Raw genomic sequence first — 24,457 nt, 5'->3', positions numbered from 1 at the left:
ATGTTTTGAGAAGTTGCGATCAAAAATATCATTTCTCCCAAACCCTGATTCTTACGTTAATTATCTATTTCTCTAACTTTAAAAAAAATGGGCGAACCGTGCGTCATAACTCTAGGCAAATAAAAATCGAAGGCAATTTTTAAATATTAGACAGCAACTGAGCTACACGCCGTCTGACCACAAAAAAAGACAAAAATAAGGTTAAGAACTGGTTTGCTCTTGGCGTAAGCGTAGTCCACCGTACCCTTCTCTACGAGAGGCTGCGCCAACAGGAAGCAAGCTACGCGTAGCGTCTCGTAGAGAAAGCATCGCTTCCTCCAAAATTGTGTTTTCTATCCGCTATTATTAAAGAAATTTTAAGTAATATTACTCTTTAACAAATGCTATAGACTTTAAAACCTTCACTGAAAATTCTTAATCTGCATTGATAGCCTTTTGCAAACTTCGTTGTAAGAACTCGGATTGACTATGATAATGAGAATATTTTAAAAGCAGAGGCGATAAATTATTGTCTATGGCTTATTTATTGTGATTAAATGATTCTTATTATCATAAGCATTATTTAAGTAAATTAACTGATTGATGACAGATATACTATCTTAACCACAGATACCACGTATACACAGTAAAATGATGTCCAATTGTAAATGATGCCATTTGTACGGTTGCTTGGTGTCCATTAATAGAGTAGCTCTGGATACTAAAAAATTTCTCCAGTAGTTTTACCAGATAAGTCCTGTTTCTTATAACACAAGCTAAAAATGCGTTTAAGCCATATTTACGCGAAAATGCTCAGGTATAAACCTAACAAGCCGTGTATAACTTTACATATGGTCGTTATACGGCCGTATCCAATACTGAGTTACTGACTAAGGCTAGAGTTACTGATCGTTGACGATTTAGTTTTTGCAACATACCCTATTTTTTCCCTATGATGATTCATGGTTTCGGTTTTCTTAGTTTGAGCGCATCTCTTGTACTTCCCTGGGCATTAACAGGTTTGGTTCAAGAAGAGAGAATAACAGAGTCTTTAGTTAAAGATGTTCGTCAGTCATCCACTGTTCAGGAAATGCCACTACCTAGCCGCAAGCTGATCAGTGCTATTCCAACTGCGACAACATACTATGTTAGTGGTACCGGAAACGACAGAAATAGCGGACTCACTACGTCATCCGCCTTTAGGACAATTCAAAGGGCAGCAGACCTGACTAACCCTGGCGATACGGTACTGATTATGAACGGGGTATATACGAATAAAATGAAAACTGGAGCGGTAATAGAGATTAGCCGCTCTGGAAGGGCAAATGCATGGATTACGTATAAAGCATATCCTGGAGATCGGCCGAAACTTCAGCACAATGGATGGCATGGAGTTTGGATTTACAATGGAGCCTCATATATTGAGGTAAACGGGCTGGAGGTTGTAGGGAACAATCGCAATATAACCCATGCTTATGCGCTGAAAGAGAAATATAACACATCCAACCCGCTGACGAATGGAAACTGCATCAGCATAGATGGACGCAAAAATGGTCACACCCACCATATACGTATTCTCAACAATAAAACGCATGATTGTGGAGGCGGAGGCATTATAGCTATGGGATCGGACTATGTGACAGTAGATAATAACGAGGTGTTCAATAATGCCTGGTACTCAGTCTTCGGCTGTAGTGGCATTTCACTGCTCAACAATTGGGATTATAACAATAGCAAGAACTACAAGATGTTTGTAACCAGAAACAAGGTATACAACAATCATATGTTGGTTCCCTGGATTGAGAATGGAAAGTTTCAAGACGGTAATGGCATTATTGTTGATCGTTCAAGAAAATATGAGTATCGAGGACGTACTTTGATTGCCAACAATATCTCATATAACAATGGTGGCTCGGGCATTCATACCTATCAAAGTAACCATGTCGATATTGTCAACAATACAACTTTTCTGAATAATCAGACTCCGAAAAGTGCTTCCGGGCAAATTATGAGTAATTATTCAGATGATATCAAAGTTGTCAATAACATCCTTTATTCTGCCCCTAACAAACCAATAAACCTGAATCATAAAAGTACCAACGTTACTTTTAACTACAACCTCTATAACAACAATGGTTTTCCTGTAGATGCCGTCGGACCTAATGATATTATGGCAAATCCATTGTTTATGAATGCCTCGATTAGCGACTTTAGACTGAAGCCAAAGAGTCAAGCAATCAACAGTGGTTTTAGGTGGAATAGTCTGACAACTGATGTTTTAGGCAATCCTCGTGTGTATGGTTCAGCATCCGATAGAGGGGCATACGAAATGCAGTATTAGTTAGCAATGACCTTTGCCAATTGATGAAAATTGACATAAAACAAAACTGGATGATGCGTGCCTATTTTTGCCATCAGGTAAAAAACTGAGTCAATAAAACCCTGTATAGTTTTTGTAGAAGGAATTTTTATAGTCCTATCTGCATCCACTGCGGCTCTACGTTTTGCTTAACAGTCAAGTACACGCTTCTCTTAAACCGTTTTGGCAAAAGTTAGACCAATCTTTCTTTTTGGCAAAGGTATTGAGTTAATAGTATGGCATCGGGTTGTATGGCAAATCCTGATTTATATGGAGTTTTTGTGTACAACCCCTTTTCGTAACCCAGATTCAGAACCTGATATAAAACCTTGATTTTAATGCTGTAGCATAAATAAAGGGGCGGTAGAACCAAATTAGATATAGTCTCTTAGGGACTTCCAAGAATTAATTCATGGGCATTTAAACAATAATCATTGTTAAGAGAAGAAAGCGGCAGCGATCACTACCGCTTTCTTCTGCCTGAAGTACCTATTAAAAGTATGCACTTGTGAGAAATTATCAGAGTCACAACTGTGTTTATTTAAAATAATAAAGTTGTTAATTACTATTTAAAAAGTTACGTTTTCGCATAACAGATATCAAGAAACCAATTACCTAGATGCTTGTGAGATAATTTATTTTCTGGAAGTTCCTTAACTCGACTTTATCCATTTTTCCCAATTGCAATGCCTACAGCAAGCTGCTAATTAAACCCTGATGAATATGTAACTATGATTTTATCGATGTCACCCAAATGAGTCATATTGGAAAAAATCTTGCCTGACAAGCTAGAGTTTTTGCCGAATAACAAGGTGGCGTTATTTGATTTAGAAAAAGTCGAGATAAACAATCTGAGGTCAGAGGAACTACGAAATTTTTGTCAGTGGTTTGTTGATATGTCTTTTAGTAGCCTCTAAACTTTAGAGATTTTATTTTTTTGCAAGTCCCTTAAGTTCTTTTGTCAACTCCCTTGGTTTAAAATATTCGTGATCATGATATAAATAACTACTAGATTCATTTTTCTCAATGATTCCATTTACGACTAAACCTAAGACATTGTAATTGGATCTCTCTAACATCTCTTGAGCAGCGCTAGCACTGTTAGAATCAATTACTCCAGGTCGAGCTACTAACAAAATCCCATCAGTCATTTGGCTTAATGTCAAAGCATCGGCTGCCAAAAGCAGGGGAGGAGCATCAATAATTACAAAATCATAGTTATGTTGAGATGAGAAATTTTCAATTAATGATGCCATCCGTTTTGAGTCAAGCAAAGCAAGTGGGTTGGGAGGTCTAACTCCAGCAGTTAAGACATCAAGATTATCCATGACCTTAGATACGGCAACGTCAAATTCAGCCTGATCTACAAGAACCTCACTCAAACCAACTGCATTGGTTAGTTGCCAGAGATGATGCTGAGAAGGAACTCGCATATCTGCATCAATTAGTAAAACTTTACGTCCTAATTGAGCGATCGCTGCTGCTAAATTAGCTGAAACTGTAGACTTGCCTTCTTTAGGAACTGCGCTAGTTACCACGATAGTTTTGAGCACTTTATCTGAACTCAAGAATTTCAGATTGGCTTGAATCATTCGGTACATTTCGCTAGTTAAAGAGTAAGGCGTATCTCTGACAGCAATTTTTTGAGTTATTGATTCTACATCTGAATAACCAGAGCGAATCTTTTTAACAGACAAAGGAACAATTCCCAGCAACGTATATCTAAATACATCTCTGACTTCCTTAAGTGTTTTCAGAGACCTATCTCTCATGCTTAGAAACAGAACAGTTGTAGTGGCCAAAAATAAACCTAACATTACTCCTAAGACTAAAACTATAATTTTTTTGATTAGTATTGGCTTATCTGGCACTAAAGCCGGAGCAATAATTCGCGAACTGGCTGTATTTGTATTCTCAATTAACTGTAATTCTTGAACCTTTTTCAATACAGTTTGATAGGTGGAATCTGCAACTTCAACTTTCCGTTCTAACTCCCGCTGATTTTGTGCCAACTGGGGTATGATTTTCATCCGCTGTTCGTAGCTAGAACGGGAATTATATAGAGAGGAAAGTCTTTTAGTTAAGCCAAAGCGCTGTATTTCTGACTGCAGAAAATTTTGTATCAGGCTTTGTCTGAGTTCTCCAATCTGCAATTGGCTCTGGGGAATTTGTGTTTGATTGCCAACAGTCTGACCAATTTGCTGTTGCAGAAGAGATTTTAAGTTAGCTTGCTTTGCTTCTAGATTAATAATTACAGGGTTGTCATCTAGGAAACGGCTGCGTTCAATCGCTAACTGCCGCTCGGTCTCTTGAAGTTGTGTAAGAACTCCTTGCACGGCAGGTGACTGACTCAGAGCACTCACAGCGATCGCTTGCTGAGAATTTAGCTCTACTTTCTGGCGCAGTTCATTGGTTTGCGCGTTTACCTCATCAAGTTGAGCCTTAACAGTATTCATCTCATTGTCTAGATTTCCAATAGTCTCAACAGCTGATTTTGTCTCCTCTGGTAGATCTGTAATCTGATTCTTTTGTTTAAATATACGTAGTGCTACTTCTGCATTATTAACAGCCTCTTGAGTTTTAGGAAGCTGCTTGGCAATATATTGACGAGTTGCTGCTGCCTCAGAGCGATTTGTCAAAATATCATTTTCTAAGTAAAAACTCATGATTGTGTTGACTACTGCTGCTGATTCTTCAGGGTCATGGCTGGTATAGCTAATTCGCAATACATCTGTCGCATTAACAACTTTTAGTGTCAAAGATTGTCGGAACTTTTCTAATTCTAGAGGTTTACCTTCTTCGTCTTTCAGCCGTAGTTTGTCTATTGTTTTCTGCAAGAAAGTAGGCGAAGAAATAACTTCTACCTGAGTGTTTATAGGATTTTGAGTTGCTAGCAGCGATTTTAAATCTCCTGCATCTCCTCCTTCAGTGGTACTAGGCACCAGATCAGCTCCTACTACTTTAAAAGAAGGAATTCTAAATAATAATTTTCCTTCGGCTTCATAGGATGGCTTCATAAATTGTGTAGCTATAGCACTGAGCATAACTGTACCTGCAAATATTGCAGTAGCAGGTAGCCACCATCGTTTCAATATAACTAAGTAACGACTAAGGTCTAAATCAATAGATTCTCTAGATTCCATAGATTTTTTTGACATAAATCTTCAAAAGTACAGGTTTTAAGCGATAAACTCAATATTGATCTACTTAGAGTTGGTACAAAGCGTAGCTATTAATAAGACTAGTACTATTTTACAATGTAAGTCCAGGATCGGGTTTAATCCCGAATGCCCTTGTAGCATCCTCAATATGGCAACGGCGAGTGAGACGGGAAGGCCCTACTGTATGCAAAACATATACTAGTGGGTACTTCATTTGCGTTGCCAAGCTTTCTCATAAGCCGCTAACAGTTTAGGTACTTGATGTCGCCACTCTAGTTTCTCCTCCATTCGTTGTCTACCTAGCTTTCCCATTTGCTGTCGCCGCTTACTATCCTCTAGAAGTTCAAGAATGTTCTCGGCAAAATCCACGACATCATTGCCCTTGGCATAAACAGATGCTCCTTCTGCCGACCGCCTTCCTTCCAAAAGGTCAAACTGAACAATGGGTTTTTCCATTGCCATATACTCCATGATCTTGTTCATCGTTGAACGGTCATTGTAGGGCATTTTTTTATCGGGATTAGCACATACATCACAGCTAGAAAGTCGTGCCAAAAGTTCATTATCAGGAATACGTCCGGTAAATTCTACAAACTCCTTAACTTCTAACTCTTCAGATAGTGCCTGAAGCTTCTCAAACATCGGTCCACTACCGATGAGCATGAAGTGTATATCCTGGCGTTTTTTTTCATAGACAATGTAGCGCACTGATTGCAGCAGGTAATCAATTCCTTCTGGTTCTCCCATGACGCCAACATACCCTACCAAATACTTTCGACCTTTACGGTAGACTGGGTTGGGCGGTACGGGTTGAAAACGGGAAAGGTCAGGCCCACTGCGAACAACGAAGACATCCTCAGGACTCTTGCCTCCACGGGTAAGTGCTACCGAGAGGTAAGATTCATTAGTTGAGATAACTACGTCTGCTGTCGTAAAGGTCAATCGCTCAACCAATGAGAGTCCATAATAGAAAATGTCTCGTCGTCCATATTTAGCTTCGTACATCTCCAGATTTATATCATGGTGGTCAAATATGACTCTTACACCCTTGAGCAACTTGAACCATCCTGCCACCAAAAATAGTAAATCTGGAGGATTACAAATGTGGACAATATCAAAACCCCGCTCTTGCCATACCCGATGGGCAAGGCGAAACTCCCAAAAAAGAGCTGTACCATACTCCCGTAAATATCCTGAGACCGAGCTGATATCAGGTGGCATTTGGTGGCGATAAATATGAACCTGATCAATTACTTCGTATTCTTGTTCAAAACCTTTACCTTTGGGACAAATCACCGAAACTTCATACCCAGCTTTTATCAGGGTGGTGGCTTCCATCCAAACACGTCGATCAAAGGGAACGGGTAGGTTTTCTACAATTATTACTACTTTTTTAGACATATCTCATTTGCCTTTTAATTGGCTTTTCATTTTTTAGTCATTTTTGGTAGGTTTGAAAATAAAATTATTAACTTTTCCTCTATTTTTATGACTAAATATTGCTTTGGTATCATCTTCCAAAAACGGCTTTTGATATTTTTCATATGAAAATTGAGATAAAGGAAAAAAGTTCCCTTGATTCAAGAACCAACCTTCATATCCAAGACCAGTAATTTTATCGAATACTACTTCAATAGGCTCACTGCCTAGATGTCTCTGCTCTATTTCTACTAAAAGAACTGGTTTTTCTCGGAGAATAGTTTGCCGTCCTCCTTCGATAACGTGACTCTCATATCCTTCTACATCAATTTTTATAAATGAAACATCTTGAAAGTTGTAATCATCTAGGCGTTTGATTGGTACTTTTATATCCTGATGTTCACCCTCTGGTTCCCTAAAACTAGCTAGAGCCGAATAAATTTCTCCTTTAATGATTGGAATATGTAAAGTCAGTGTTCCCTCAGTGTCAGAAAGCGCAACATTATGAATTTTTATATTGTTGATTCTGGATTTATCTATTATTTCGGCAGTTCCAGGTTGGGGCTCAAATGCATGTACTACGCTACAAAACTTAGAAAGTGCATAACTATATAATCCTTTGTTTGCTCCAATATCAATAGCAACTCTGTTCTTGGAAACTAAATCTTCTAAATACTTAATCTCATTATCAAGTGAGCCTCTAAGCTGCTTGATATAAAAGAGAATTTGAATACGGAATTGTGGAGGGCAGAGACTTATTAGATAGTTTTGAAAACTCATGATTTACTCCTGAAAACAGTGAGACTATACAGTTTAAAACGGAAAATTCAGAGGTGTTCTTTGCTTATCTAAAGTGAGTAATTAAATGCGCTAGATATCAATTTATAGTGAGAATTTTCTGGATGTATCAGTACTTGAGCAAAGCAAAGGGTAGGTACATATCCAGAAAATGCTTAAGTTATTTCATCGTCAATCCTTTGCTTACCAAGCAATACCACAATAATTTAACTCCTTAATCGGTTCAGTAAACACACTTGCCAGATCCAAAATTTGTATTTCTTTGAGCGCTTCTCGTAATATCTGGCGAAACTCTGGACTAGCATGGGTAACTATTACTAATTCTGCGCTCTCTAGAGCTTGTTGGGGTTCTGCAACTAGCAGCTCCTCAAAATGAGGGAGGTTATTTTGGATATAGGTCAGATTGGTTCCCATTAACCGAGCTTCATAGACGGCTTGGTCATAAATTTTTATCTGGCAGCCTTCTCCAATCAATCGCTTAACTAGCAGCACTGCTGGACTTTCTCTCAAGTCATCTGTACCTGGTTTGAATGCTAATCCTAAAATAGCAATCTTCCTTGCCCCAAGGCGTAATACCTGCTGGGCGGCCAAATCAACTTGGAGGCTGTTAGTAGTCGGAAGGGCGTTTAGTAGGGGGACTGGTACATCCATGTTCCGTGCGTAGTAAAGCAAAGCACTCAAATCTTTGGGCAGACAGGAACCACCGTAAGCAAATCCAGGACGCATGTAAACAGGGGAAATATTTAATTTCGTGTCTTGTACAATAATGTTCATTACTTCTCGTCCATCTACACCAAAGGCTTTAGCGACCCGTCCAATTTCATTAGCAAAGCCCACCTTGGTAGCGTGCCAGCAATTGGCGACATATTTAACCATTTCTGCTACAGATGGTTTGACTACAGTGAACGGTGCATCTACTGTGGCATACATCTGCCGTACTGCTGCTTCTGCCACATGAGATTCAGTACCGATAATGGTGTAAGGTGGTTGATCATAATCTTTGATAGCCGAACCTTCGCGTAAAAACTCTGGGTTAAATACTAGATGAATAGAATTATCACCTATGAGAGTTTCTAGCAGATTTTGACACTTTTCCAATGTTCCTGGAGGGACAGTACTACGCAAAACAACCACATGGCTTTCAGTCTTATGGATGGCGGCTTTCCCAATCTGCTTGCACACATTCCAAACGTAGGTAAGATCCGGTTCTCCCCTCTCTGTTGGAGGTGTACCAACGCTAATCAGGGAAACATCTGATGCTAGCACCGCCGTTTCAGCATCTGTAGTAGCTCTGATTAAGTGAGCTGCCACTCCATCAACCAACAATTGATTTAGCCCTGGCTCTACAATGGGCGACTCTCCTTTACCGATCAAATCCACTTTTTCGGGATTTACATCTACCCCAATAACTTGGTGTCCATCTCGTGCCAAGCAAGCTGCCGTTACAACACCGACATATCCCAAACCAAAAATGCTAATTTTCATAACTACCAGTTGTTATTTTTTCATAAAGTACAAAAAAATTTAGCCCTTAAAGCGCTCTTCCATAGCATCTTAATTTAATACTGAGTGATATAAATTTATAAAATCAACCCAATGCTTTTTGATGTCTAGAGGAAAAACACTTGTTCTCGCCTTCGCTCCTAGAGAAAGTCTCAAAGCCTCATTTTCAATCAAAGACTTAATAGCATCTGATAACTGCTCAATATTACCTGGATTAACGATTAATCCATTTTCAGATTGAGTAACTATCTCAGGTATGCCTCCTACTGGTGTAACTATGACTGGTAACTCCCAAGCCATCGCTTCCAGCATTGCTAATGGAAGACCCTCGTTGTAAGAGGGCAACAAAAAAACATCCGCTTTAGTTAAAAGAATATCACGTTCATCTGACCCTATCCAACCAGGCAATTGTATATAATTTTCTAGATTTAAAGTCGTAACTAAATTGCGTGCTTGTTCTATGTCACCATCTCCTGCCATAATCATACTTGATCTGGTTTTATATTCAGTAGGCAAAAAAGAAAAAGCTTTGATCAAATCAAATGCTCCTTTACGCTGACCAATTCGTCCTAAAAAAAGTAAGTTCACTTTACTAGAAACGGAACGGTATGGAACTTCAGCAGGAACTTTTACTGGATTGTAAAAAACTACAACTTGTTCTGGTTTTAGACCAAGGTTTTCTATGTAGAAACTTTTCCAACTTTCGGATAATACAATTAAGCGTTGACACTTACAAAATATCCAACTTAGCAATTTCTGTATCCATTTTGCAAGTCCAGCGTAGAAAAGATGAAATTGACTACCATGAGCATGTAAAATTATCGGCTTGTGAAATATCCAAGCTAAAAGTATCATAATTGCTTGTCGTAAAACACTGCCACGCTGGGAAATTTCAATTTGAACAATATCAACTTCTTCCCTTATTAACATCCACAGAAACTTCCATATAGCTTTCAAAAACACCATGATTTTGAATGCTATAGCTCCTTCATAATACTCGTGAGTAATAATATGACATATTTGGACTTCAGAAGGAGCATACTCCAAAAAAAGTTTCTCGTAACCGGAAATACCACCTTGTTGAAGTAAGCTAGGACCTAGCATAATAATCTTGAGAGTATTAGTTTGACACATAAGCTGTAATTTTTAAATAATTGGTCTATTTTTAATTAATGTATCAATGAAAGAATCACAAGTTATCGTTTAATTGATTTTCCAATATTCAAAGCGTTGCCTAGCTTTCTTCTCAAACCGAGGAAGTCTATTGATTCTATTTTAAAGATTGGCGCGTGTAGAAAGTTTGCTTGTTAATATGGCTGATACATAAAGTATCCATTCAATACTATTTTGCTCTAACAATGAAGTTTCAGTTAGATTTGAAAGAATAATAAAGGTAAGATAAACTAAAAGCCATAAATTTTCAGATGTTTGATTCCATCGGATTAAATATATCGCTCTTAATAAATTAATAACGAACCCAATTAGAAAAACCAAGACTCCTAGTAGACCTAACGCTAGCCAGACATCCAAAAAACCATTGTGAGCATTAGGAGCATCCCATTGTATCGTTTGTATAACAATAGAATGATCACTGTTCTGATCTATCCAGAATGCTCCATAGCCATATCCTAGCCACGGTTTTTTAACAATCATCTGGAATACAGCAGGCCATAATTCTGCACGTCCAGTGAGTGTTGTGTCCTTACCTATTGAACCTAAAATTGTATCAGCTTGTAAGATAAACCATGTATAAAATGCTGTACCAATGGTTGATAAGAACATCAAAATAGGTATCATTACTTTATATTTTAAAGGTAAAATTCGATAGTATATAAGAAAAGCTACTGTAATTATTATAAAATTACCCATAGATGTAGTTGATTTAGACAATAATACAAGTACTCCAGAAGTAATATAGCCAAGCCATGAAACCCAGCGATTTTCTCGATTAGTCATAGCAAGGAAGAAAAATATTGCTGCACTAAGTACAAATCTCTTTCCAAGAATATTCTTCTGTGGGTATATTCCTCGCCAAGCAGTTGTGTCCAAATTGACTCCATCAATACCTCCAATACCATATTGTGGTATTAATAAAGCAAATAAGAAACACATTACTGCTGAAAGACCAAGCATGTATGCACATAACTTCAGTTGTTGTTTTAAGGTGTAGCGTGAAGCTAAATAAAGCCCAAAGAGCATTGTTCCTGCCAGACCAAAAACACGACGTATAGTAGTATCTGAATCTAAAGACCAAAGACTAGAAAGTGCACAGACTGCGAATAATACCCAAATAGATTTATCTTTGCTAAAAACGTAAGTAACCTTCTTCCAACGTAGGGTAATTAAGAAAAGGGTAACTATATACGTAAAAGTGAAAAGCAATCGGAATATGCTTCTATCACCTTCTTTGACAGTAAAGCCATCGGTTATAAAAGGATCTAGTGGAGTTCCTGAATAGATTAACAAAAAAGTTATTGTAACTAATTGTTCAGCAATAATTAAAAATTTCCTCATGTTTTATGATATGTAAATATCATCGTATACATATATATTAAACAAGTCACAAAGTTGTGATTACCAGTCTCAATTTATTTTGACAAATACTTTATTATCTCTCTCTATTCACTCAGTTTTGATGAGATGGCTGTATTTTTTTGGGGATTGACATTTTTTTCATCAAGCTTGAAGACAGAAGTAATCTACGCTTAAAAGCGTATAATTTAAGCACAGACATTTTATATATCACGCTATAGTTATAATAGTCACAATTCCCTTTTTAAGTTATCTTGAAATTCAGGTTTCAAGCTTTTTTGTAATTATCTTATCTCTGCCCTCTGCCTTTCTTTTGTGAAGAGCCTCTTATGTTTTAAACTTCTTGGCGAAAATAGAGCGAATTTGCTGCCTGAACTGCTGAGGAAACAGCCACATAGTTAAGTACAAGAATATATCAATCGGTCGGAGCTTGCCCCATCGTATAGCTTCCCACAACAAAGGAAAGAAGGCTTTCCAATCACCTACTAAGGAGGCAGAAGGAGTGATAATTGTTGTAATGAAGCCCGAATAAGCCTTTGGTGTTACTAAGTTGCGGGTGGAACGAATCCAATCCAAGGAATATTGCCAGTCGTTGATGTTGCTTAAGCGCTTGATTGCCATTTCTGAATGCCAGATTGCCATAGGCTCAGGTACAAACTCTACTCCTACACCTTCGATAGCACTAACCCGAAGCAACCACTCCCAATCCTCATGTCTGTAAAATTTTTCTTCTAAAGGCATTTTTTGCATTAACTCTTTTTTCACGAAAATAGTTGAGGTTTGTATGCAGCCCTCTCCTTTAAAAAAGGAGTTACGCGCAAAAAGATATTCACTTAAATGTTCAGAGAGGTTAGGTAGCCTTCTCGGACAAATAAACTCACCTTTTTGAGTCTGGGAAATGAAACGACTGGCGACAACTGGAAAATCATAATGGGAATTATTTGCTACTTCAAGTTGACACTCCAATTTTTGTGGAAGCCATTCATCATCATCATCTAAAAAAGCTATCCAAGTGCCTTTAGCTTCTCTCACACCAGTATTTCTAGCCCCTGATGGACCAACATTTTTTGGTAGTTCTATTACTCTCAATCTTGAATCGGCTATCTGAGATAGTACATTGACCGTTTCCTGATCCGGACCGTCTATTATCACAATCACTTCAATTGATTGCAGCGTTTGAGTTAATGCAGTTATGATACCCCTTGCAACAATTTGTGGTCTATTGCGTGTAGGAATCACGACGCTGACTATTGTTTGGTTATTTTCATTTACCATTGCTAATTTTTTGGTTGTTGGTTTCTCTGCTTGAAAATATTTAATATTCATTGCTCTAGTTATCTTAGATTTTGCAAATTTGCTATTTTAGAAGCGGGGTCGAGCATTGAAACTTCATCCCTTTTTTACAAATTTTTCCCATATAAGATGAATTCCGCCTAAAGCATGAATACTCATAAAAATAACAAATAAAATATAGGAGGAAGTCGCAATAATTAGAGTTAATAAAAAGTTTAAATTAATATTTTTTAAAATTAAAAATACAACTAGCATCAAGATGCCAATTATAACTGGACGGCGAATTATTCGCCATAAATTTAATGGAAATAAGAGAGTATAGGTGAAGTAAACATACTGGCTGCAGCCAAGAATAGTCATTAGCAATGACATTATAGCTGCACCTAGTAAATGATATTGCGAAACTAATGCCACACCTAGCAAGCTTCCGAATGTATTTGTAATAAACACTTCACGCAGGTTCACTATCTCAAAATGATTGGCTACAAGTAGATAGCACAGTGTGCGTATAAAGGGCAAGAAAAGCAATGATACAGCACTTATACTCAGAGCTAAACTTCCTTGAGCAAAGCTAGGGGTATAGATAAAAACCAGTAAATCCTTGCCAAAAAATAACAATCCAAGGAATAAGGGTAATCCTATAGTTAGTAGAATTTCAATAAAGCTTTCAGCGATCGGCTGCTGCTTTTCTCGTCCTTGATCTGCTACTTTTGAGAGTCTCGGGAACATTGCTACAGTTATACTGTTGGCAATAATCAAAAAGGGTTGTAGCAGTTGTACTATTCCACCAAAAAGACCTACTAAAAACTCATTTCCTAACAATGAAAGAATCAAGATTTGAATTCTACTACTGACTACAGCCATTGCTTCAATAACAACAAATGTCCGTGCATTTTTAATTGTATTCCATACAAAAACTCTATCAATTTGCCATTGTATTTTGACAAACCGTGTGATCAAAATCCATTCAATTACCAGAATTAATGTTTCCGAAAAAAATAGTATCGCTCCTAGATATTCAACTCCATACTTCAGTTGCATCGCCCAGATCATTATTAATAGACGTAAGATATACACTGGGACTGTAGCAATCGCAATCAAATGCATCTTTTCTTTAGCTTGGAAAATTGCCTCCGTGACGTTGGAAAGTGCAAAGGGAATAATCGTTAAGCCTATGATGTAGCAAAGAGTAGAGGTTTTGGAACTATAGGGAAGTAAAAACACTACAATAATTAACGCCCCATAACTCAAAAAACTAAATATTAATTGCAACCAAGTACCACTTATTAAATAAACAGATGTTTTTTCTGGTTCACGAGCTAGTTCTCTGGTAAACAATACCTTTAGCCCCTGTGAAGCAATGCCCACAAACATAAAGTAGTAGCTATACCCTAGTAGATACTGCCCTAAAGCCTCAACTCCTAGATTACGAGCAATAGCAGCGGTTAATACAAAAGCTGTAATGCTTTGTGCTAACCGATTGGCTATCATTGAGAGGGAATTACTTATTAATTTGTACTTTTCTACCATTCTGAAATTATTAATCAGCCTATTTCGTTAATTTTGAATCACCAATATCTATAAATCTCATGACTTACTTTTTCTGATATACCGTTAGAACTTTTTTTAGCTTTTCCATACATACCAGTCATAAAAGTCCAGTACAAAAATACATTTTCGTTTAGCTAATATCATTCCCCACTTGAGTGCGCCACTCATCCCAAGATTTATTAACAAATCTTTTGTGGTTATAAATCCGAAAGCTTTTATCGCCCTTAAAAAGGTAGTTTTTCAATTAGTAGAGTGGAAAAATCTAAATTTAATGCGTGAAAAACTCTACTATCAAGTGCAATTTTTGTATCAATACGTAAACCGTATAATCATTGCTGTCCGCTATGGTTGAGTTTTTATAACCTTAGTAGGCACCTTCTTTTTTCAAAACTACCATAACTGTTTTGAGGAGAATTTCAAAGTCTAACCCAAGTGACCAATTTTCAATGTAGTTAAGATCAAGATTAATCACTTGTTCAAAATCTAAAATATCCGAGCGACCTGAGACTTGCCAAAGACCTGTAATACCAGGTAAAACTTCATGTCGGATAAAATGATGTTCAGAAAACTTATCAACATCTCTAGTAGGTAAAGGTCGAGGTCCTACTATGCTCATTTCTCCAAAGATAACATTAAAAAGTTGAGGTAATTCGTCTAAGCTGTAACGACGAAGAAATTTTCCAACACGGGTAACACGAGGATCGTCCTTAATTTTAAAGATAATCCCATCTTTCGTTTCATTTAGTGCTTCTAATTCTTTCTGTAATTTTTCCGCATCAGACCTCATAGTTCGGAATTTCCATACTTTAAACTGTTGCCCATGTAAACCTATACGAGTTTGCTTGTAAAATACTGTGCCAGGAGAGTCCAGTTTGATAGCTATAGCTATAGCTATATAAATAGGGAATGATAACATTACAAATAAAGTCGCGAAACAAAAATCACAACTGCGCTTTATCCAAAAATCTTTACCTGTAATTATTGGACAATCCAAGCTCAGACAAGGCATCCCCCCTATTTTATTAAATTCTACATTTTTATAAATTGGTTTTAATTCCATCGGTAAAATATGCACTTGAATACCGGATGCTTGAAATAACCAACATAAAAACATTCTGTTTTTTAGAGCATACCAAGATATAAAAACTTCTGTTACACCTAATTGATTAAGTTGATTCAATGTTTGCTGACGTTGATATCTGTCTAATGAATTAGCATTTGCTGTTCCAGATACAATATAATGCTTTTCTTTTTTTATAAAGCTAGCAATCTGCTCATGCTCTTCAGGATCGCAAATAATGAAGACAGAAGAACGAACTATTTTTTTCTGCTTCCGCAGATATTCAAGAGTAAAATTCACAGCATATCTACCAGTACAAATAAAAAATATACTTAGCAACCAAGATAATAATATTAATCTGGGACGCGTAATATCAACAACTGGTTTATACAAAAAACAAACTAGGAGTATTAATCCATGAGCAAAAGTTAGCGATTTTATAATATTGAAATAGTCATAGCGTTTTTGACCTTCTCGATAAATACCTTCGACAGCTAGTGATCCTATTTGAATGCCAATAGTTATTAAAATCGGCAAATAATGATTTGGTATATACCAAGTAAAATACCCATAGGAAGATTGATATCCAGCTAAAACCCAAGCTAAGGATAAAAGAGTATAGTCTACTAAAAACAAGGTTGTTAATCTCAACCACCATGAGCCCTTGCGCACCCTGACAAATGCAGATGCACGTAAATCCAAAGGCACTTCACTGAATTTATTTGTTGTAATGCTTTGATTACTCATAGTTAGGAACACTTGATGTAGTTAAAATCTGATGGAAACTTATATAATACAAATGAGGGAAAATGGGGGATATGACATTTTTATTTCAAAGAAACTTGGTCTTTGTAATCTACTACTAACCATTTTCTTTGGAGGAACTTTAAGTTCTTGAGCCAAAGTATCTTCCAGGGTCGTTTGAGTACGGTTATTACCCAGATACTTAGGTTTTGTTGCAGGTGAGAAGCCAGTTTAGCCAGGAAATTTTGAGCTTTGATACCAAAAAAGGATTTGTTGGTGAGTTCACTTACTAGTTGAATAAAATTCCTGACGTTAATAATCAAGTAGGTGAGGTAAAAATATTAGAATTTTTAAAGTGCGTAACAGTTAAACTGAATTACTACAATTCCATTGCAGAGTTCCACTTCTATGAAACAGTGATATCCCTTCTGAAATTACTGTAGCATGTTTACCTAGATTAATTCAGCTTTGCTTAGAAGTTCTCTGTTTTTTTACGCATTATTACTGATTTACAAAACTTACAAGCTTAAATTACAGCAAAATGCATCAAAAATTTGATTATTGTTACAAAAATTTACATATCGCATATTTTAGTTAAACAGGATTTACGCACAAGCAACGGAAAATCAAACCACAGAGGACACGGAGAGAAGTCTGAGCGCCCAAAGCCGGCGCTCAGACTTCGGTGGGAATAAGAGTTTGAGAAATTTTTTGCGTAAGTCCTATTAAACTTGGGTCAGTTTCATGGACATCTCTAGGAAGTTAATCACAAATTAATGAAAATAAATTTTAATAATTGAAACTAATATCAACAACGTCTGATATGTGTAAGTCTTGTGATATCTGCGTTATAGACATTTTTACCTCCTGATAGAGTCTATTTTTTTGATACAATTTTTTTACGTGTATATTTCATTTTGGACTATTCTAATCTTGAATTTGGGGCTGAGTACACATCACCAGAAATCAGGTACGGAATTAACTTTTGGAATAAACAGTGTATAGTGCGATCGCAATCTTGATTTCCGACCCTTTTTTGCAGTGACATGTACTTAGACACAGTATATCACCATAAAAAATCAACAATTTAAGTAAATATATAGCTTTACACTATTTTTACATATGAATAAACACAATGAAGATTTGGTAATAATTATTTTTTCCTTCAGCAAGTGTTCCCAAAAAACGATAAAGTCTTTTCAGTATTATATTTGAGCTATCTCAGATTTAGATAAAACCAAAAAGCTTTTATTTACAAACTAAAGCTAAAACCGCAAATTAAATGCTTGTCTATGGCTGTATCTCAATAATTGCTCATGAAATTTTTTGATTTTACTTTGATTTTAAAGTTTTAGTTAAAATAAGATGCTGGGGAGAAAACTGATGTTTATTATGTTAAGTAGAAGTCGATTAGCTAGAGCTTTAAATACAATTCTTTTTGAAGATGCATATAATTACCTGAGTACTACAAACCACAAGCTGTAACCTTTTGGGAAAATAAGCTACGCGCAGCGTCCTGCTCTCAAGGCTAACTAGGTTTTGTTTCTGTAGCCCCAGGCTTCTATCCTAAAGACGTTAATATGCAACCTCACATGGAATTTTATATAAAAAATATACAATAAGTAATAAATTAAAAGAATGGCATTTACTGATGGAGTTGATATATAGAAAATGCAGATAAATAGCCAGACTTCAGAATATAAGCAAAATATTCCGTTAAATAGCTTAACTCACATCATTAGCGCTCAAGTTCTACAGGAATGGAATGATAGCCAAGCAGTTTATCATCAGGATCTGTGCATCCATCAAATGTTTGAGATGCAAGTTGAGCGATCGCCCCAAGCCATTGCTGTAGTATTTGAAAATACACAACTTACTTATAAGCAGTTAAACCAACGGGCCAATCAGCTAGCGCACCACCTACGTGCTTTAGGCGTTAGGCCTGAAGTACTTGTGGGTATTTGCCTAGAGCGCTCCTTGGAGATGATTGTAGGACTGCTGGGAATTCTCAAAGCTGGAGGCGCTTATGTGCCTTTAGATCCGGCATATCCCTTAGAGCGTTTAGCCTTCATCTTGGAAGACACCCAGACACCAATATTGTTAACCCAAGAAAAATTTCTCAAGAATCTACCACCGCATCAGGCACAAGTAATCTGTCTGGACTCAAACTGGCAAGGGAATATCCAAAACAGTCAAGAAAATCCTGTAAATGAGACGACAACTGATAATCTCATTTACGTAATCTACACATCTGGTTCTACAGGACAGCCCAAGGGTGTAATGATCCCTCACCGAGGGATCTGCAATCAACTCTACTGGAAGCAAACAACTTTTGGATTAACTCAGGCAGATAAAGTTTTACTGACTATTTCGTTTAGCTTCGACCCCTCAGTGTGGCAGATATTCTGGCCATTGTGCTTCGGAGGGCAATTGTTCATGGCCCGCCCTGGTGGACATCAAGATAGTGCCTACCTTGTGAAGGTAATTACTGAGCAGCAAATCACCGTCTTGGCCTTAGTACCTTCCATACTCCGTGTCTTACTGGAAGAGAAAGGAATTGAGAATTGCCAATTCCTCAGGCACATTATCTGCGGTGGTGAAGCTTTACCTGGCGAACTCATAGAACGCTTTTTTGCTCAACTGAATTTGGACAATGTTCTACATAATTGCTATGGCCCGACAGAAGCTTCTATTGATACCACTTTCTGGACTTGTCAGCGCAGCACTAATTACGCCATTGCTCCCATTGGTCGCCCCATTACTAATGCAGAGATTCACATCCTTAATGAAAATTTGCAGCCTGTGCCTGTTGGTGAATCAGGTGAACTGCACATTGGCGGTATTGGTCTAGCGCGAGGCTATTTTAACCGTCCAGAATTGACTATAGATAAGTTCATTTTCGACCCTTTTAGTTCTGAAACAGGGGCACGTCTTTACAAAACTGGGGACTTGGGACGTTACTTGAGCGATGGTAATATCGAGTTCCTTGGTCGCATTGACCACCAAGTAAAGATTCGTGGCTTCCGAATTGAATTGGAAGAAATTGAAGCCATATTAAGTCAACATCCGGCACTAACACAGACTTTAGTCATCGCTAGAGAGGATGTTACAGATGATAAGCAACTCGTGGCATATGTTGTTGCCAGTCCAGAGCAAATTCCTAGCCAGGTTGAATTGCGTCGCTTTTTGCAAAGTCAGCTGCCTGAATACATGGTACCTAGTTTCTTTGTATTTTTGGACAGCTTGCCATTAAATGCCAACGGTAAAATAGACCGCCGCGCCTTGCCTGCACCGAATACATTTACTCTTAAGCTCTCAACTAACTTTGTTCCACCTCAGAATTCGACAGAAGAAGTCTTAGCTACTATCTGGGCGAAAGTTTTGCGTTTGGAACAAGTAGGCATCTACGACAATTTTTTTGAATTGGGAGGTCATTCACTGCTGGCCACTCAAGTGATGTCTCGAGTGCGCCAAGCCTTTCGGATAGAAATACCGTTGCAACTATTATTTGAGAATCCCACGATCGCTACTTTAGCTGAAGCGATCGCCCAAAACCCAACTCAAGAAAATGATCCCCAAAATCAGACTATTCCCCAAATAGCCAACCGGGAGTCAGCCCCTTTATCCTTTGCCCAGCAGCGAGTATGGTTTTTGGAGCAGTTGGAACCCAACAGCCGAGCATATATCGTCTCGAATGCACAGCGCTTAACGGGCAAGTTAAACGTGGGTGTATTGCAACAGTCACTAGATGCGGTCATCGTCCATCACGAGGCACTGCGAACAAACTTTATTAAATCATTTGATGGTAGCCCCATACAAGTAATTCGCACGCCTCGGCCAGTGGAACTCAAAATGATTAAGGTAACACCAAAGCAAGTGGAATGTCTCCTAAATCAAGAGGCGCAACGCCCCTTCAATTTAGAATCTGACTTGATGCTGCGAGCTACTTTGTTTCAGGTAGGCGAACAGGAGCATATACTCTTGTTGGTCATGCACCACATAGCCTCAGATGGCTGGTCAATAGGCATTCTTTGGCATCAGTTAGCAGCCGTTTATCAAGCCTTTTTGAGCAGTAAGCCTTCTCCTTTGGTAAAATTGCCCATTCAGTATGCGGATTTTGCTGTGTGGCAGCACCAATGGCTATCAGGTGAGGTACTTTCTAGCCAAATTAATTATTGGAAAACCCAGTTAGCAGGTGCAAATACTGTATTAGAATTACCAACCGACCGACCACGCCCACCAGTCCAAACTTATCAGGGAGCAGTGCAATCCTTGATACTACCTCAGACCCTGAGTGCATCGTTAAAAGAACTCTCGCATCAGCAGGGTGTCACCCTATTCATGACATTGCTGGCAGCTTTTGGAACAATATTGCACCGCTACACTGGGCAAGAAGACATTCTCATCGGTTCTCCTATTGCTGGTCGCAACCAAGTTGAAACCGAAGCGTTGATTGGGTTCTTTGTCAATACCTTAGCCATACGCACTAACCTTTCAGGCAACCCAAGTTTCCGGCAGTTACTTAGTCAAGTTCGAGAAGTAACACTAAGAGCTTATGCCCACCAAGACCTGCCCTTCGAGAAGTTAGTAGAAGAACTACAGCCAGAACGAGATTTGAGCCACTCACCGCTGTTTCAGGTAATGTTTGCCTTCCACAATACCCCAAGCCAACTCTGGGAACTTCCGGGATTGACCATTACCCCTGTAGAAGTAGATAGCGGTGCAGCAAAGTTCGATCTTACCCTCGACCTGAAAGAAACTTCAGAGGGGATCAAAGGTGGAATTGAATACAACACGGACTTATTCGATGCTACAACTATCACTCGAATGTTAGGGCATTTCCAAACTTTACTTGAAGGTATCGTCGCCAACCCAGAACAGCATATTTCCGATTTACCTTTGTTAACAGCAGCCCAACAGCATCAGCTACTAGTAGAGTGGAATAATACCCAAACTGACTACCCCAAAAATACCTGCATCCATCAGTTATTTGAAGCTCAAACCGAAAGAACTCCCAACGCCATTGCTGTAATCTTTGAGAACCAACAACTAACTTACCAGCAACTCAATCAACGTGCTAATCAGCTAGCGCATTACCTGATATCACTGGGTGTGAAACCAGAGGTGCCGGTGGGTATTTGTGTGGAGCGATCGCTAAATCTGATAGTTGGACTTCTAGGTATCCTTAAAGCAGGTGCATCCTACGTACCCCTAGACCCAGCCTATCCCCAAGAGCGCTTGGCATTCATGTTGGAAGACTCGCAAATTTCCATTTTATTAACCCAGCAACATTTATTAAAAACTCTTCCATCCCACCAAGCCCAAGTCATCTGTTTAGATAGCGACAGCGATTACATCGCCGCACATCAGCCAAATTCCCCACAAAGCTACATTGCTCCCGATCATTTAATTTACACAATTTATACTTCTGGCTCCACAGGGAAACCCAAAGGTGTACAAATTACCCATCGCAGCGTCCTCAACTTCCTCACCGGGATGCAACAGCACCTACAATTAACCAATCTTGATAGTCTGTTGTCAGTCACTTCTCTATCTTTTGATATTGCGGTTTTAGAAATTTTTCTTCCGCTAACACTAGGAGCCAAGATAATTTTAGTCAGTCGGGAAGTTACAACCGACGGTTTACAGTTATTGCAACAACTCAATAACTCTGCTGCAACTATTATGCAAGCCACTCCTGTGACTTGGCGGATGTTACTAGAAGCAGGATGGGAAGGAAGTGCACAACTGAAAATTCTCTGTGGTGGTGAAGCCTTACCTCAAAATTTAGCTAACCACTTGCGCCAAAGAGGTGCTGAAGTTTGGAACTTATACGGACCGACAGAAACAACTGTTTGGTCTACAATTCATCGAATTGAGCAGCAAGAAGCTTTAGTGACCATTGGCCGTCCTATAGCCAACACCCAAATTTACATTTTGGATAAATATTTGCAATCCGTACCTGTGGGTGTTCCAGGAGAACTATATATTGGTGGTGCAGGGTTATCACAGGGTTATTTACATCAGCCTAAATTAACAACAGAAAAATTTATTCATAATCCATTCAGTTGCGACTTTGAAAGCCGCCTTTACAAAACAGGTGACTTAGCCCGTTACCTAAATGATGGTAATATCGAATATCTCGGTCGCCTCGATAATCAAGTAAAAATTCGTGGTTTCCGCATCGAGCTTGGAGAAATTGAAGCTTTACTAGCACAACACCCCACTATACAACAAACTGTTGTCACAGCTAGAGTTGATAATCCAGAAAACCAGCGACTAATCGCCTACATCGTTCCTCACCCAGAACACACACCAATCACAGACGAACTACGCCACTTTCTTAAACAGAAACTGCCAGAATATATGGTGCCTAGTGCTTTCGTTTTACTAGACACCCTACCCTTAACCCCCAACGGCAAAATCGACCGCCGCGCTTTACCAGCACCAGACTCAACAAGGCTTGATTCAGAAAACACCTATGTGGCTCCCCGCGATCAATTAGAATTCCAACTGACCAAAATTTGGGAACAAGTTCTGGGCATTGAGCCTATTGGTGTCAGGGACAACTTCTTTGAGCTAGGAGGACATTCCATATTAGCAGTAAAACTGTTTTGGCAAATTGAAAAGACATTTAGTAAAAATCTGCCTCTTGCCATTCTGTTCCAGTCAAGTACTGTAGAGGCTCTAGCCAAAATAATCTCCCAAGAAGAAAAAGATATAGCAACAAACTTGGCTTTAGTAAATACCTTAGACCAATCAAAATCTAGCTGGTCATCCTTGGTAGAAATTCAACCCAATGGTTCCAAACCACCTTTTTTCTGTGTTCACGGACTGGGTGGAGAAGTCTTGGGTTTCCGTGAATTGGCACTGCATCTTGGTTCAGAGCAACCATTTTATGGACTCCAGCCACAAGAGCTAGATGGAAAACAGCTTTTATATACGCGGATTGAAGATATGGCAACTCACTATATTCAAGAAATTCAAACTCTTCAGTCCAATGGCCCTTATTTTTTGGGAGGTTATTCTTTTGGGGGTATAGTTGCTTTCGAGATGGCTCGGCAACTCCAAGAGCAAGGCGAACAAGTTGGTATTCTAGTTATACTTGATAGTTGTCGTCCAGGTTATAGCTGGCGGGCGTCATTTCTCAAGCGAGTTTTTTTACATTTAAATAATATTGTTCAACAAGGGCCTACCTACCTTTGGCAAAAGGTCATGAAATGGAGCGATTGGCGTAAGCAGCATCTTCAAAATAGATATAAGCGTTACTTGGAAGAGCTACTTGATTTACCTATAACTGACAAGCACTTAAAGATTATAGATGCTAACACTCAAGCCATCAATGAATATATCTTTTCACCTTACCTTGGTCAAGCTATCCTCTTGCGAACAGAGGATCAAAATCGGAGTGAAGCTATAGGCACACAATACGATCCTCAATTCGGCTGGGGCGACGTAGTTGCTGGAGGATTAGATATCCATTACCTTCCCGGATCTCACCATGGTCTACTTAAGGAACCCCACGTCCAGGTGTTAGCTGAAACATTGAGAAATTGCTTAACTCAGGCGCAGTCTCCAAAGAATTAATTTCAACTTTCCCCTAAGTTCAGGATTTCAACGGCAATGGGCCAGCATCTATGAAGTCTTGGAAAATACCAGAACACAAGGGCAGAAAATGATCACCTGAGAGTTGGGATTAGCTAATCATATTGTCAGACAATCGAACTTACGCATTGACAGGAAATACTAATATAGAAAAATACTTGCTAGTGGGAACTAGGATGAGATAATTACTCTGTGGAACTGGAATACTGGTCACAGTCCAATAACCAAAAGACCTGACCAATTTAATAATGCGATCAATCTTGTTAGTGTCACAGATTGAACAGAGGTAATTCAATACGATTCGGTTAAGCTGTACAGTCCTTAAAGATCCCCCATTATCCCCCTTAAAAAGGGGGAAATAGAGCCATTTTGAGCAAGCCTTAAAAGGGGGGTTGGGGGGATCGAGTCTTATCCGAACCGTATTGAGAGGTAATTATTGTGGCACTGAAAGCT

At 38.5% G+C, this 24,457-nt stretch carries 10 protein-coding genes and 1 pseudogene; 2 read left to right on the top strand and 9 right to left on the bottom strand.

All coding sequences use genetic code 11. From position 1 onward, the window contains the following. The first annotated feature begins 931 nt into the window (after nucleotides 1-931). Nucleotides 932-2,320 carry a right-handed parallel beta-helix repeat-containing protein gene (locus V7L29_RS34985; protein WP_334738371.1) on the top strand — a complete coding sequence of 463 codons (1,389 nt, stop codon included), beginning with the start codon at nucleotides 932-934 and terminating at the stop codon, nucleotides 2,318-2,320. 947 nt (nucleotides 2,321-3,267) lie between these two features. Here the strand turns inward: V7L29_RS34985 and V7L29_RS34980 are convergent. From V7L29_RS34980 to V7L29_RS34940, 9 genes are all read right to left on the bottom strand, one after another. Next, the gene (locus V7L29_RS34980; RefSeq protein ID WP_334738370.1) at nucleotides 3,268-5,496 is read right to left on the bottom strand and encodes a GumC family protein; all 2,229 of its coding nucleotides are present in this window, start codon (nucleotides 5,494-5,496) and stop codon (nucleotides 3,268-3,270) included. 213 nt (nucleotides 5,497-5,709) lie between these two features. Next, nucleotides 5,710-6,900 carry a glycosyltransferase family 4 protein gene (locus V7L29_RS34975; protein ID WP_334689924.1) on the bottom strand — a complete coding sequence of 397 codons (1,191 nt, stop codon included), beginning with the start codon at nucleotides 6,898-6,900 and terminating at the stop codon, nucleotides 5,710-5,712. A gap of 33 nt (nucleotides 6,901-6,933) precedes the next feature. Beyond that, entirely contained in the window at nucleotides 6,934-7,698 is a 765-nt protein-coding gene (locus tag V7L29_RS34970; RefSeq protein ID WP_334738369.1) for an FkbM family methyltransferase, read from the bottom strand. A gap of 201 nt (nucleotides 7,699-7,899) precedes the next feature. Then, a complete protein-coding gene (locus V7L29_RS34965; RefSeq protein ID WP_334689922.1) occupies nucleotides 7,900-9,201 on the bottom strand; it encodes a UDP-glucose/GDP-mannose dehydrogenase family protein in 1,302 nt (433 codons plus the stop codon). 69 nt (nucleotides 9,202-9,270) lie between these two features. After that, the gene (locus tag V7L29_RS34960; RefSeq protein ID WP_334738368.1) at nucleotides 9,271-10,323 is read right to left on the bottom strand and encodes a glycosyltransferase family 4 protein; all 1,053 of its coding nucleotides are present in this window, start codon (nucleotides 10,321-10,323) and stop codon (nucleotides 9,271-9,273) included. A gap of 171 nt (nucleotides 10,324-10,494) precedes the next feature. Continuing rightward, nucleotides 10,495-11,733, bottom strand: a complete 1,239-nt coding sequence (locus V7L29_RS34955; protein WP_334689920.1) for an O-antigen ligase family protein — start codon at nucleotides 11,731-11,733, stop codon at nucleotides 10,495-10,497. A 345-nt stretch (nucleotides 11,734-12,078) separates the two neighbouring features. Next, entirely contained in the window at nucleotides 12,079-13,077 is a 999-nt protein-coding gene (locus V7L29_RS34950; RefSeq protein WP_334738367.1) for a glycosyltransferase family 2 protein, read from the bottom strand. A gap of 63 nt (nucleotides 13,078-13,140) precedes the next feature. Then, nucleotides 13,141-14,574, bottom strand: coding sequence for an oligosaccharide flippase family protein (locus tag V7L29_RS34945; protein WP_334689918.1), 1,434 nt, complete (start codon nucleotides 14,572-14,574; stop codon nucleotides 13,141-13,143). Nucleotides 14,575-14,959: 385 nt separating this feature from the next. Further along, complete coding sequence (locus tag V7L29_RS34940; protein WP_334689917.1) at nucleotides 14,960-16,402, bottom strand: sugar transferase; 1,443 nt, start codon at nucleotides 16,400-16,402, stop codon at nucleotides 14,960-14,962. 1,671 nt (nucleotides 16,403-18,073) lie between these two features. Between V7L29_RS34940 and V7L29_RS34935 the strand changes: the two are divergent. Then, nucleotides 18,074-23,986, top strand: a pseudogene (locus tag V7L29_RS34935) (amino acid adenylation domain-containing protein); the annotation flags it as partial. Between the last annotated feature and the right edge of the window lie 471 nt (nucleotides 23,987-24,457).

It is taken from the genome of Nostoc sp. (assembly GCF_036916575.1).
GTDB lineage: Bacteria > Cyanobacteriota > Cyanobacteriia > Cyanobacteriales > Nostocaceae > Nostoc.
The sequence above is the reverse complement of the archived record's forward strand: the minus strand, read 5'-3'. Positions and strand labels throughout refer to the sequence as shown.